This is a genomic window from Actinomadura kijaniata NBRC 14229, assembly GCF_001552175.1.
GTDB lineage: Bacteria > Actinomycetota > Actinomycetes > Streptosporangiales > Streptosporangiaceae > Spirillospora > Spirillospora kijaniata.
The window spans coordinates 1-12,573 of the sequence record NZ_BCQR01000244.1 but is presented as its reverse complement, the minus strand read 5'-3'; the positions used below and the strand labels follow the sequence as shown (position 1 = coordinate 12,573).

Sequence of the window (12,573 nt, the reverse complement as noted above, 5' to 3'; positions counted from 1 at the left end):
CGGAGGCGGCCGCGGGGCGGCGGGCCGCCGGAGCGCCGCTGCCGCCCGCCGAACGCGGCGACGTCGCCCGGATCACCGCCGCCCTCGCGGCGGTGCCCCCGTCCTGAGCTGCGGGGACGGATGGGTAGCGTGGGGATCATGGAGTCCGGGAGCGAGGATCCGTTCGTGCGGGTGCGGGGCGCCCGCGAGCACAACCTGCGGAACGTGGACGTCGCCGTGCCGCGCGACGCGCTGGTGGCGTTCACCGGGGTGTCGGGGTCGGGCAAGTCGTCGCTGGCGTTCGGGACGATCTACGCCGAGGCGCAGCGCCGCTACCTGGAGTCGGTCGCCCCGTACGCGCGGCGGCTGCTGAACCAGGCCGGGACGCCCGCCGTCGACGACATCACCGGCCTGCCCCCGGCGGTGGCGCTGGAGCAGCGCCGGTCGGTGCCGTCGTCGCGGTCCTCGGTCGGCACGGTCACGACCCTGTCCAACTCGCTGCGCATGCTGATGTCGCGGGCCGGGCAGTACCCGCCCGGCGCGGAGCGCCTGGACTCCGACGCGTTCTCGCCCAACACCCCCGCCGGGGCCTGCCCCACCTGCCACGGGATGGGGGAGGTCCACGACGTCACCGAGGAGTCCCTGGTCCCGGATCCGTCGCTGAGCATCCGCGAGGGAGCGATCGCGTCCTGGCCGGGCGCGTGGATGGGCAAGAACCTGCGCGACATCCTCGCGGCGCTCGGCCACGACATCGACCGGCCGTGGCGGGACCTCCCGCGGGAGGACCGCGACTGGATCCTGTTCACCGACGAGCAGCCGGTGGTGACCGTGCACCCGGTCCGCGAGGCGCACCGCACGCACCGGACCTACCAGGGCACCTACTCCAGCGCCAAGCGCCTGGTCATGCACACGTTCGCCGACTCCAAGAGCGAGGCGCAGCGCAACCGGGCCGCGCGGTTCCTGGTCAGCGCGGTGTGCCCGGCGTGCGGGGGGCTGCGCCTGCGGCGGGAGGCGCTGGCCGTCACGTTCGCGGGGCGCAACGTCGCGGAGCTGGCGTCGCTGCCGCTGTCGGCGCTGGCCGAGGTCCTGCGCCCCCACACGGGCGGCGACGGCCCGGCGGCGGTCCTGTGCCGGGACCTGTGCGCCCGCATCGAGGTGCTGGTGGAGCTGGGGCTCGGCTACCTGTCCATGGCCCGGTCCAGCCCGACGCTCTCCTCCGGCGAGCTACAGCGCCTCCGCCTGGCGACGCAGCTTCGCTCGGGCCTGTTCGGCGTGGTCTACGTCCTGGACGAGCCGTCGGCGGGCCTGCACCCGGCCGACACGGTCGCGCTGCTGTCGGTCCTGCGGCGCCTGCGGGCGTCGGGCAACAGCGTCTTCTTCGTCGAGCACCACATGGACGTGGTCCGCCACGCCGACTGGATCGTGGACGTGGGCCCGGCGGCGGGCGCGCACGGCGGGCGGATCCTGCACAGCGGGCCGGTGGAGGAGCTGCGGAACGTCCCCGAGTCGGTGACCCGCCGCCACCTGTTCGGCGAGGCCGCCCACGAGCCCCGGGAGCCGCGCGCCCCGTCCGGCCGGCTGAAGCTGCGGAACGTCACCCGCCACAACCTGCGGGGCCTGGACGCCGACGTCCCGCTGGGCGTCCTCACCGCCGTCACCGGCGTCTCGGGCTCCGGCAAGACGACCCTGGTGAACGTCGCGGGGGAGACGGCCGAGGAGAACGGCGACCGCGTCGTCCGCGTGGACCAGAAGCCGATCGGCCGGACGCCGCGTTCCAACCTGGCGACCTACACGGGCCTGTTCGACGCGGTCCGCAGGCTGTTCGCCGACACCGGCGAGGCGAGGCGGCGCGGCTACAACGCGGGCCGGTTCTCGTTCAACGTGCCGGGAGGCCGCTGCGAGAACTGCCAGGGCGACGGCCACGTCACCGTGGAGCTGCTCTTCCTGCCCTCCACCTACTCGCCCTGCCCGGTCTGCCACGGCGCGCGCTACAACCCCGAGACCCTGGAGATCCGCTACCGCGACGCCACGATCGCGCAGGTGCTGGGGATGACGGTGGACGAGGCGGCCGGGTTCCTCGCCGACGTCCGCCCCGCCGCCCGCTCCCTGCGCACCCTGCGCGACGTCGGCCTCGGCTACCTGCGCCTGGGCCAGCCGGCCACCGAGCTGTCAGGCGGCGAGGCCCAGCGCATCAAGCTCGCCGCCGAGCTCCAGCGCGCGGGCCGGGGCCGCACCCTCTACCTGCTGGACGAGCCGACCGCGGGCCTGCACCCGGCCGACACCGAGCTGCTGATGCGTCACCTGCACGCGCTGGTGGACAACGGCAACACGGTCGTCGTGGTGGAGCACGACATGGCGGTGGTGGCGGGCGCCGACCATGTCATCGACATGGGCCCCGGGGGCGGCGACCGGGGCGGCCGGATCGTCGCGCGGGGCACCCCGGCGCGGGTGGCGGCCGACCCGGACAGCCGGACCGCCCCCTACCTCGCGGCGGTCAGTTGACGCAGTCCTGCCGCTTGAGGGCCAGCGCCATCTCCTGGACCCGGCCCCTGTCCAGCATGAAGTAGTAGTGGGCCCTTCTGTTGCCCGGGACCGTCACGTAGTGGAAGGTGCCGTGCCCGAGCCTCGGGTAGGCACGCTTCACCTGGCGCAACGTGGAGCCGACGCCGATGCCGCGCGGGGTGCGCGCGCCCTTCGGGGCGAAGATCAGGGCGACGCCGTGCCGCCTGGAGACGTAGAGCCCGACCCGGTCGCGGCCCGTCGGGTGCGCCCTCAGGTCCCAGCCCGAGCAGGCGCCGCCCCTCACCTTCAGCCTGATCCGGCCGGTGGCCCTGGCGCGTTCGGCGGACATCCCGAGCCGCACCCCGCCGAAGCCGCGCGGCCCGAACCGCGCCTTGCCCGCCCCCTGGCCCGCCCCCTCGGCCGCCGTGGCGACAGGTGTGGCCGTTCCGAACGTTCCGAGCGTCAGGGCGGTTCCGGTGAGCACCGCGCACAGCCCGAGTCGCATGCAGATCCCCCGATCATGGTGGTCGACGCAGGGCCCCATACCCGGCCGTGACGGGAACGAAGCGGCCCCCGCCCGGAGGGGGCGGGGGCCGCGTCATGCGAGTGAACGCGCAGGTCAGACCTTCAGCCGGTAACGGTCGGCCAGCGCGTCGGCGCGCAGCAGCGGGTGCTGCGGCGCGGTGGCGGCCGACTGGCTCTGGACGTCCTTGGGCGGCACCGGCAGCGGCATGCCCTTGCAGGACAGGTCCTTCCCGGGCAGCACGCCGTCGATGACGAACGCGTCGACGACCTTGTCCACGCAGGCGTTGCCGCCCGCGTAGATGGCGTGGTCACCCTCCCTGGTCACCGACAGCAGCCGGGAACCGGCGAACCGGCGGTGCGCCGCGACCGCGCCCTCGTACGGGGTGGCCGGGTCGTGCGCGGACTGCACCATCAGCGTCGGCGGGACGCCCTTGCCGGTCGGGACCGGCAGCTTCACGTTCGGGCGCTTCCAGTACTGGCACGGGTCGATGATCCGCGCGTAGCCGACCAGCGGGTACTTGCGGCCCGAGGCCGCGGTGCGCTTGGCCAGGTCGGCGGGGGTGCCCGTGCGCGGGGTGTCGTTGCAGGTGATGCCGTAGAACGTCGCGATGTCGGCGTCCGGGGCGTCGCCCTCGCCGGCGGGGCGCAGCGGTGTCCACCGGTCGCGCAGCGCGCGGATCGACCGCGACAGGTCCCGCGTGCCGGCGGCCGAACGCGCCTTCACGCCGGTGTAGCGGCGCAGCACGCTCATGATCCGGGCCAGCTCGGGGAAGTTGGCCTTGGCGTACAGGGCCCCGGCGATCAGGTTGTCGAGGTCACCGGCGTAGAAGTAGCCGCCCTCCAGCAGCGGGAGCGGCTCCCTGGCCAGGTCGGCGCGCATCGCCTCGTAGGTGCGCCGCACCTGCTCACCGGTCTTGCCGAGCTTGTAGCGGCTGCCGTACTTGGCCGCCCACGGGGTGAAGTCCTTGCGGAAGCGGCGCTCGAAGGCCATCGGCTGGTTGGCGAACACCTTCTGCCAGGGGGCGGTGAACTCGGTGTTGGAGTCCAGCACGAACCGGCCGGTGTTCTTGGGGAACGCGGTCGCGTAGTGCGCGCCGAGCCAGGAGCCGCCCGAGTACCCGACCCAGTGGATCTTCTTCTGGCCCAGCAGCGCGCGCAGCAGGTCCAGGTCGCGGACGGTCTGCCAGGTGGTGATGTGCCGGCCGAGCGTGCCGGAGTTCCGCTGGCAGGCCTGCGCGATCGTGCGGGCCTGCCCCAGCAGCTTGGCGGTGTTGCGCTTGCCGCGGTCGCGCACGTTCAGCGGTTCGAGGGGATCGGTGAGGGCGCAGGTGACGTTGGTGCTCTGGCCGGTGCCGCGCACGTCGATCCCGATGATGTCCATCGCCTGGGACAGCCGCGCGTTCCCGTCGGGGCCCGCCAGCGCCAGCGGCAGCGTCAGGCCGGGGCCGCCCGGCCCGCCGGGGTTGGTGAACACCGCGCCCCGGGCCTTGCCGCCGCCGGCGCGCAGCCGGGACACCGCGATCTTGAGCTGGGTCGCGCCGTTCGGCGCGTTCCAGTCCAGCGGCACGGTCATCGTGCCGCAGTCGAGCCGTTTGATGACCGGGGGCGCGCCCGGGTCCTCGATACAGGGCTTCCAGTCGATCCGCTGGGCCGCGAACCGGGCCTGGGGAGTCTGGGGGGACGGGGCGGCCAGCACGGGCGACGCGGTGGTCGTCAGCGCGAGGGCCCCGGCCGCCGAGCCCACCGCGAGGGTGAGACGGCGCATTCGGCCTCCTCGATTGGAGTGCGCGCGGCCCCCGGGGGTCCGCCGGAGGCCGCGTACGGGATTGGTTCGCGCTGATCATATGGGGGCAAGCGTGACCAAAGGTCCACCTGGGGAGCGTGTCGCCAAAAGTGGACTTTCCGGAGTTTCCAGGAGGTGTCGCGCGGCGGGACCCCCCACCGGTTTCGGCGTGCGGGGCGCGTCCCGGATACCGTTGCGACGTGACTGAAGTGAAGCTCAACGACTCCGGTGCGTTCGGCGACGGCATCGCCACGATCACCGAGGACGGCACGATCCTCGACACCTGGTTCCCGACCCCGGCCCTGGGCGCCCCGCCCGAGTCCAAGACCCGGCGGCTGACCGCCGAGGAGGCGGCGCGGGCGTTCGGCGCCGACGTGGCGCTGGGCCGCGACGAGGCCCGCCGCGTGGAGGTCGTCGCGGTGCGCGTCGGCGTCGAGGACCTCAGCAGGCCGCCGGCGGACGCCCACGACGTCTACCTGCGCTTGCACCTGCTGTCGTCCCGGCAGGTGAAGCCGCACGAGATCAACCTGGACGGCGTGTTCGGCCTGCTCGCCAACGTCGTGTGGACCAACTTCGGCCCCTGCGCGGTCGAGGGCTTCGAGCAGGTCCGGCTGCGGCTGCGCGCCCGCGGCCAGGTCGTCGTCAACGGCGTGGACAAGTTCCCCCGCATGACCGACTACGTGATGCCGTCCGGCGTGCGCATCGCCGACGCCTCCCGCGTCCGCCTGGGAGCGCACCTGGCCTCCGGCACCACCGTCATGCACGAGGGCTTCGTCAACTTCAACGCCGGGACCCTCGGCTCCTCGATGGTCGAGGGCCGCATCTCCGCGGGCGTGCTGGTCGGCGCCGACTCCGACATCGGCGGCGGCGCCTCGATCATGGGCACGCTGTCGGGCGGCGGCAAGGAGATCATCTCGGTCGGCGAGCGCTGCCTGCTCGGCGCGAACGCCGGCATCGGCATCTCCCTCGGCGACGACTGCGTGGTGGAGGCCGGGCTGTACGTCACCGCGGGCACCAAGGTCCTCCTGCCGGGCGGCGAGGCCGTCAAGGCGCGCGAGCTGTCCAAGCGGCCCGGCCTGCTGTTCCGCCGCAACTCGGTGACCGGCGCGGTCGAGGCCGTCCCGCGCGAGGGCAGGGGCATCGAGCTGAACGCCGCCCTGCACGCCAACGACTGAGCGCCCGCGCCCCCCGGAAGTGGATCCCCGCTTCCGGGGGGAAGTGGCCCTGCCCCGGCGGTCCGCCCGGCGCCTACCGTCGCCGCAGACCCCGGAACCGAAGGGCCACCCGTGACCGTGCTCGTCACCGCGCCTCCGCGCGGCGGGTCCTGGCGCCTGGACGCCAGGCCCTCCCTCGTCGCCGTCACGATCGCTCGCAAGCTCCCGATCGTGACACTCCTCAGTCCAGACCAGGCGGCGCCATGACAGTACCCATTGCCGCGCCTCCGCGCGGCGGGTCCTGGCGCTTTGACGCCAGGTCTTCCCTCGTCGCTTACACGATCGCTCGCAAGCTCCCGATCGTGACACTCCTCAGTCCAGACCAGGCGGCGCCATGACCCTGATCGCCCATCTCAGTGACGTTCACATCGGTGACGACGCGCGTGGCGTCGAGCGCCTCCGGGCGGTGATGACGCACCTGGACGCGCTGGCGGTCGATCTCGACGCCGTCGTCGTGACCGGGGACGTCGCCGACCACGGCCGTGCCGAGGAGTACGAGCGCGCCGCGGCGGCGCTCGCCTCCCGGCACCCGGTGCTGGTGTGCCCGGGCAACCACGACGACCGCGCGGCGTTCCGCTCGGTCCTGCTGGGCGAGCCCGCCTCACCCGCCCCGGTCAACCGGGTGCACCGCGCCGACCGGTTCACCCTCGCGCTGTGCGACTCGACGATCCCCGGCCGCGACGAGGGGACGCTGGCGGACGAGACGCTGGACTGGCTGGAGAAGGTCCTGGCCGACAACCCGCCGGGCGTCCCCGTCCTGATCGGTTTCCACCACCCGCCGGTGCCGATCCACGTCCCCTACCTGGACGGCATGCGGCAGTTCGGGACCGAACGCCTGGCGGCGCTGGTGGAGCGCCACCCCGACGTCGCGGGCCTGCTGTGCGGGCACGCCCACACCCCGGCGGCCACGACGTTCGCCGGGCGGCCCCTGCGGATCGCGCCGGGTGTCGCCTCCGCCCTCAAGTACCCCTGGGAACGCCAGGACGGCCCGCGCGACGTGCTGCGCTTCGACCAGCCGCCGATGGTGGCCTTCCACGCGCTGGACGCGTCCGGCCGCCTGACCACCCACTACCAGGTGGTCCCGGCCTGGCCGCACGAATGAGCGCCGCCCCGGCCCGTGGACGGGCCGGGGCGGCGTAGCGCGCGGGGACGGAGGGCCCGGCCGCCGCGTCGCCGTTGAATCGGCGACCGGGCGTCCGTTCCGCGCGGGTCAGGCCGGAGCGGGGTCTCCGGTGCGGGCGGCGGACCACCGCGCGAGCAGGTCGCGCATCCGCTCGTGGTAGCGGACCACGTTGGCCTCCTTGATCTGCTCGTAGCCGCGGACCAGGTCCGGCAGCTCGGCGATCTCGACGGCCAGGTCGTGCCGGTCGGCGGTCAGCTCGGCGGCGAGCCGGTCCACGACGGCCAGGTACTCGGCGACCAGGCGGCGTTCCATCCGGCGGTGCCCGGTCTGCCCGAACACGTCCAGCGGCGTGCCGCGCAGCCTGCGCATCGCCCGCAGCGCGTGGAAGGCGGGCTTGGCGGACCTCCCGAGCGCGATCTTCTTGTCCATGCCGAGGGCCCGCAGGATCGGCGGGTGCAGCATGTAGCGGATCTCCGCGCCCTCGCCGAACTGCTCCTCGACCCGCCGCCGCAGCTCGGGGTCCAGGTGCAGGCGCGCGACCTCGTACTCGTCCTTGTAGGCCATGAGCTTGAAGAGGTTGCGCGCGACGGCGGCGGCCAGCCGCCCGCCCTCGACCCCGGCGTCCCGCTCGGCGCGCTCGACGCGCCGCACGGTGTCCAGGTACTGCCGGGCGAGCCTGGCGTCCTGGTACTTCACCAGCTCCGGAACGCGGATCGACAGCACCCGCGCCAGGTCGTCCCCGGCGTCCTCGGCCTCGTCGGCCCGCGCGGCGGTGACGGTCTCCTCGACCTGCGCGAACCCGGGGTCGAGCACCAGGTGCCGCCCGGCGCGGAACGCCTTCACGTTCGCGTCGACCGCGACGCCGTTGACCGTGATGGCCTCCTCGATCGCCTTGGCCGACAGCGGCAGCAGACCGGCCTGGTAGGCGGCGCCGACGACGACGAAGTTGGCCGGGGTGCCGCTGCCGAACCACCGCTCCGACAGGGCCAGGGCGTCGAACGCGACCAGCCGCTCCCCGCGGGTGCGGTCGGCGATCTGCCGGATCAGCGCGGCGCTCGGCGGCAGCTTCTCGGTCACGTCGACGACCATCCTGCCGGTGGGGACCTCGCTGGTGGACACCACGGCGGCGGTCCGCTCGGCCGAGCAGCGCCGCAGGTTCACCTCCGAGGTCGCGGCGAGGGCGTCGAAGACCAGGTAGGCGTCGGTCTCGCCGGCGCCGATCAGGCCGGGGCGGTCGCGGTCGTCCGGGCCGACCCGCAGGTGCGACACCACCGCGCCCGCCTTCTGGCTGAGGCCGGTCTGGTCGAGGGAGCGGGCGTAGCGGCCGTCCAGCAGCGCCGCCGTCGCGAGCACCTGGTTGACGGTGACGACGCCGGTGCCGCCGATGCCGACCAGCAGCACGTTCCCGGACGCGGGCACCGCGTCGATCTCGCCCAGCTCGGTCATCGCCGGGAGCCCGGCGGCCCTGGCCTTCTTCTTCTCGCCGGGGATCACGGTGAGGAAGGACGGGCAGTCGCCGTCCACGCAGGAGTAGTCCTTGTTGCAGGACGTCTGGTTGATCTGCGTCTTGCGGCCGAACTCGGTCTCGACCGGCTCCACGCTCAGGCAGTTGGACTTGGTGCCGCAGTCGCCGCAGCCCTCGCACACCGCCTCGTTGATCACCACGCGGGTGGCCGGGTCGGGGGCCTGGCCGCGCTTGCGCTTGCGGCGGGTCTCGGCCGCGCACGCCTGGTCGTACAGGATCACCGTGACGCCGGGGATCTCCCGCAGCTCGCGCTGGACGGCGTCCATCTCGTCGCGGTGCCGCACGGTCACGCCCGGGGCCCAGGCGGTGCCGCGCGGGTACTTGGCCGGGTCGTCGGCCACCACGACGATCTTCGCGACGCCCTCGGCGTGCAGCATCCGGGTCACGGTGACCGGGTCGGCCCCGCCGTCGGCGTCCTGCCCGCCGGTCATGGCGACCGCGTTGTTGTAGAGCAGCTTGTAGGTGATGTTGGTCCCGGCGGCGACGGCCTGGCGGACCGCGAGCGTCCCGGAGTGGAAGAACGTGCCGTCGCCGATGTTCTGGAACATGTGCGTGGTGCCGCTGAACGGCTCGGCGCCCACCCACATGACGCCCTCGCCGCCCATCTGGGTGGTGCCGAGGCTGCGGTCCATGAACACGCTCATGATGTGGCAGCCGATGCCGCCCGCCGCGAGCGAGTCCTCGGGGACGTTGGTGGAGCGGTTGTGCGGGCAGCCGGAGCAGAAGTAGGGGGTGCGGGCCGGGGCCAGCAGGTTGATCTGCGGCTTGCGCCTGGCCAGCGCCGGGTGGCCGAGGTCGATGTGCTCCTCGCCGATCCGGTCGGCCAGCAGCCGCGCCAGGGCCTTGGTGATCCGGTCGGCGTCCAGGCCGCCGTCGGCGGGGACCAGCGGCGCGCCGTCGGGGCCGCGCTTGCCCAGCACGGCCGGGCGCTCGGGCAGGTCGTAGAGGATGTCGCGGATCTGGGTCTCCACGAACGCGCGCTTCTCCTCGACCACGACGATCTCGCGCAGCCCGGCGGCGAACCCGCGGATCTCGTCCCGGTCCAGCGGGTGGATCATCGCCAGGCGCAGCAGGCGGACGCCGCGCCGCTCCAGGGCCGCGTCGTCGAGCCCGATCCGGTCCAGGGCCTCGCGCAGCTCCAGGTAGGTGCGGCCGGCGGCGACCAGCCCGATCCGGGCCTCGCCCCGCGCGCCCTCGACGACGTTGAGGCCGTTGGCGCGGGCGAACGCGGTGGCGGCGGCGAGCCGCCCCTCCAGCACCTCCGGCTCCATCGCGACGGTGGTCTTGATGTCGATGCCGGGCTTGCGGGTGGGCTTCCAGGGCCGGTTCCGCCAGGTGAACTCGGGGATCACCGGGACGGGCACCGGCGTGACGTCCACGACCTCGTGCGCGTCGCACACGTCCGTCACGGCCTTGAACCCGACCCACGCGCCGGAGAACCGCGACATCTCGAACCCGTAGCGCCCCAGCCGCAGCACGTCCGCGACCGACGCGGGCACCAGCACCGGCATGAACGAGTCGGCCAGCGCCCCCTCGGTCGCCGACGGCAGCGTGGAGGACTTGCAGGAGGGGTCGTCGCCCGCCACGACCAGCACACCGCCGCGCTCGGCGGTGCCCAGCCAGTTGGCGTGCTTGAACGCGTCCAGCGACCGGTCCACGCCCGGGGCCTTGCCGTACCAGAGCCCGAACACGCCCTCGAACCTGGGGTCGGGGAGCTGCTGGGCGAGCTGCGAGCCGTAGACGGCGGTCGCCGCGAGCTCCTCGTTCACCCCGGGGATGAACTTGATGTCGTGCGCCCCGAGCAGCTTCTCGTTGCGGAAGAGCTGCTGGTCCAGCCCGCCGAGCGGCGATCCCCGGTAGCCCGAGACGAACCCGGCGGTGGTCCAGCCGCGCGCGGCGTCGGCCCGCTTCTGGTCGAGCAGCAACCGGACGAGGGCCTGGACGCCGCCCAGCGCGATCCGGCCGTTCTCCAGCTCCAGCCGGTCCCGGAGCGGGGAGGCAACGCTCATGTGACACCTTCCGGCATCGATCCGGCCCGAACGAGTGATCGGGCGCACAAACAGGTGTGATCCGGATCATTCACTCTCTACACTGAGCGGTCTGCAAGATGTCACTTACGATTTTGAGCGGATTGCTCAGATCCACTTGATCATGGTTACGAGAAATGAGCGATGTGATGAACGTCAACCTGCTCGACATCAGGATCCTGCGCCGGCTGGTCGAGCAGCCCCGGATCGGCGTCACCGAGCTGGCCGCCAAGCTGGGCATCGCCCGCAACACCGCGCACGCCCGCGTCGAGCGGCTGGAACGCGAGGGCGTGATCGGCCACCGGGGCCGCGAGGTGGACCTCGGGGCCCTGGGGTTCGAGCTGACGGCGTTCGTCACCCTCGAAGTGGCCCAGGGCCGCCTGCACGAGGCGTCCGCCGCGCTGGCGACGATCCCGCGCGTCCTGGAGGTCTTCGGCATCACCGGGCAGGGCGACCTGCTGGTCCGCGCCGCCGCCCCCAACGGCAAGCAGCTCCACGAGGTGATCGACGCGATCCTGGCCTGCCCCGGCGTCCGGCGCAGCACCACCTCGATCGCGCTGACGACCCCGGTGCCGTTCCGCGTGGGCCCCCTCCTGGAGGACGAGGAGAAGCGCCGCACCCGCCAGGGCGCGAAGTGACCCGCGCCCCGCGGCCGCCGGTCCGGCGCGGGCGGGTCACAGGGGTTTGAGCAGGTGGGACGTCCGGTCGCACTGTTCCTCGAAGCCCAGGGCCGTGTAGAAGCGCCGGGCCCCGGTCCGGGTGCGGGCGCCGGCCGCCTCCAGGTCGTGGCAGTCCAGGCGGCGGGCGGCGGTCTCGACGGCCTCCATCAGCGCGCGGCCGACGCCCCGGCCGCGGGCGTCGCCGTCCACCGCGATCGCGACCAGGCGGCCCCGGCGCGCCGTGCGCTCGATCAGGGGCGAGGCGTGCAGCGCCGCGAAGCCCGCGACCCCGCCGTCCACCTCGGCCACCAGCAGCGCGCTGTGCGGGTCGCCCAGCCAGTAGGTCAGCCGTGCCCGCACCTCCTCGGCGGTCGCCGGGTGCCCGAGCCGGTCCAGCAGTTCCGCGATGCGGGCGGCGTCGCGGTGGGCGGCCGGTCTGACGAGGACTGCCATGAGACCAGTCTCACGCCTCGGCGAGGAGCGCCGCCAGATCGCCCGGGACCGGCATCTCCGTCCGCAGGCCCACCGAGGCGCGGCCGGTGTTGCCGGGCGGGGCGAGGTCCAGCAGGGAACTGGGCCCCGCGACGGCCAGGCGGACGGCCTGCCCGACGGCCTCGCGGCGGTCGCGGCGGCGCAGGGCCAGGAGGAACATGTGCCAGTGGGAGCGCGTGTGCGGCCAGGCCCAGGGCTGGGAGAGGATGTGGGCGCGTTCGAGGGCGGTCCACATGGCGTCGAGGTCCCGGGCGGCGCGGGCGGCGCGCAGTTCCTCCTCGAACGCGGCGCGGACCGGGGCGGGCATGGGGGCGAGTGTGAAGGCCATGTCCCCAGGCTGACGCCCTCGGCCCCGTCGCGCTTGAACGAACCTGCTACGTCTCCACCGTCCAGCGCACGCCGCGGGTGAAGTCCGACGGGGCGATCCCGAAGATCTTCCGGGCGGCGCGGCTCAGGTGCGCCCCGTCGGCGAACCCGGCCTCGTGCGCGGCGTCGGTGAGCGAGGCCCCGGCGGCGACCAGCTCGATCACCCGTTGCAGCCGCAGCCAGCGCACGTACGGCCGGAACGGCAGCCCGACCTCCTCGGTGAACAGGTGCGCCAGCCGCCCCTCCGACAGGTTCACGGCCCGTGCCACCGTCCCCAGCCGGACGGGCCCGTCGCGCAGCAGGCCGGGCAGGATCCGCACCGCCCGCCGGAGGGCCGGGTGGCGCGGGGCGGGCGGCGCGTCCCCGCCGGGCGCCGCC

At 73.9% G+C, this 12,573-nt stretch carries 10 protein-coding genes; 4 read left to right on the top strand and 6 right to left on the bottom strand.

Annotation, left to right across the window (positions count from 1 at the left end; translation table 11 throughout):
* Positions 1–138 precede the first annotated feature (138 nt).
* The gene (locus AKI01S_RS45760) at positions 139–2,481 is read left to right on the top strand and encodes an ATP-binding cassette domain-containing protein (RefSeq protein ID WP_067832600.1); all 2,343 of its coding nucleotides are present in this window, start codon (positions 139–141) and stop codon (positions 2,479–2,481) included.
* Here AKI01S_RS45760 and AKI01S_RS45755 read toward each other — a convergent pair.
* Together AKI01S_RS45755 and AKI01S_RS45750 are read right to left on the bottom strand one after the other, a co-directional pair.
* Positions 2,474–2,986, bottom strand: coding sequence for a hypothetical protein (locus AKI01S_RS45755; RefSeq protein WP_067832595.1), 513 nt, complete (start codon positions 2,984–2,986; stop codon positions 2,474–2,476). The genes AKI01S_RS45760 and AKI01S_RS45755 overlap by 8 nt on opposite strands.
* Before the next feature lie 114 nt (positions 2,987–3,100).
* Positions 3,101–4,771 carry an alpha/beta hydrolase gene (locus AKI01S_RS45750; RefSeq protein WP_067832593.1) on the bottom strand — a complete coding sequence of 557 codons (1,671 nt, stop codon included), beginning with the start codon at positions 4,769–4,771 and terminating at the stop codon, positions 3,101–3,103.
* Between the two features lie 218 nt (positions 4,772–4,989).
* Between AKI01S_RS45750 and dapD the strand changes: the two genes are divergently transcribed.
* Positions 4,990–5,964: a 2,3,4,5-tetrahydropyridine-2,6-dicarboxylate N-succinyltransferase gene (gene dapD / locus AKI01S_RS45745; RefSeq protein WP_067832590.1), complete on the top strand. Its 975-nt coding sequence runs from the start codon at positions 4,990–4,992 to the stop codon at positions 5,962–5,964.
* 373 nt (positions 5,965–6,337) lie between these two features.
* On the top strand, positions 6,338–7,105 hold the full coding sequence (locus AKI01S_RS45740; RefSeq protein ID WP_067832588.1) for a metallophosphoesterase: 768 nt from the start codon (positions 6,338–6,340) through the stop codon (positions 7,103–7,105).
* Between the two features lie 108 nt (positions 7,106–7,213).
* Here AKI01S_RS45740 and AKI01S_RS45735 read toward each other — a convergent pair whose 3' ends face one another.
* Positions 7,214–10,660, bottom strand: coding sequence for an indolepyruvate ferredoxin oxidoreductase family protein (locus tag AKI01S_RS45735; protein ID WP_067832585.1), 3,447 nt, complete (start codon positions 10,658–10,660; stop codon positions 7,214–7,216).
* A gap of 155 nt (positions 10,661–10,815) precedes the next feature.
* Between AKI01S_RS45735 and AKI01S_RS45730 the strand changes: the two genes are divergently transcribed.
* Complete coding sequence (locus tag AKI01S_RS45730; protein WP_067832583.1) at positions 10,816–11,316, top strand: Lrp/AsnC family transcriptional regulator; 501 nt, start codon at positions 10,816–10,818, stop codon at positions 11,314–11,316.
* A 36-nt stretch (positions 11,317–11,352) separates the two neighbouring features.
* Here AKI01S_RS45730 and AKI01S_RS45725 read toward each other — a convergent pair whose 3' ends face one another.
* From AKI01S_RS45725 to AKI01S_RS45715, 3 genes are all read right to left on the bottom strand, one after another.
* A complete protein-coding gene (locus AKI01S_RS45725) occupies positions 11,353–11,790 on the bottom strand; it encodes a GNAT family N-acetyltransferase (protein WP_067832581.1) in 438 nt (145 codons plus the stop codon).
* A 10-nt stretch (positions 11,791–11,800) separates the two neighbouring features.
* Complete coding sequence (locus AKI01S_RS45720; protein WP_245682067.1) at positions 11,801–12,157, bottom strand: DUF3703 domain-containing protein; 357 nt, start codon at positions 12,155–12,157, stop codon at positions 11,801–11,803.
* Between the two features lie 46 nt (positions 12,158–12,203).
* Positions 12,204–12,573 (bottom strand): helix-turn-helix domain-containing protein (locus AKI01S_RS45715; protein ID WP_157420618.1); only part of this gene is annotated, 370 nt, incomplete at its 5' end.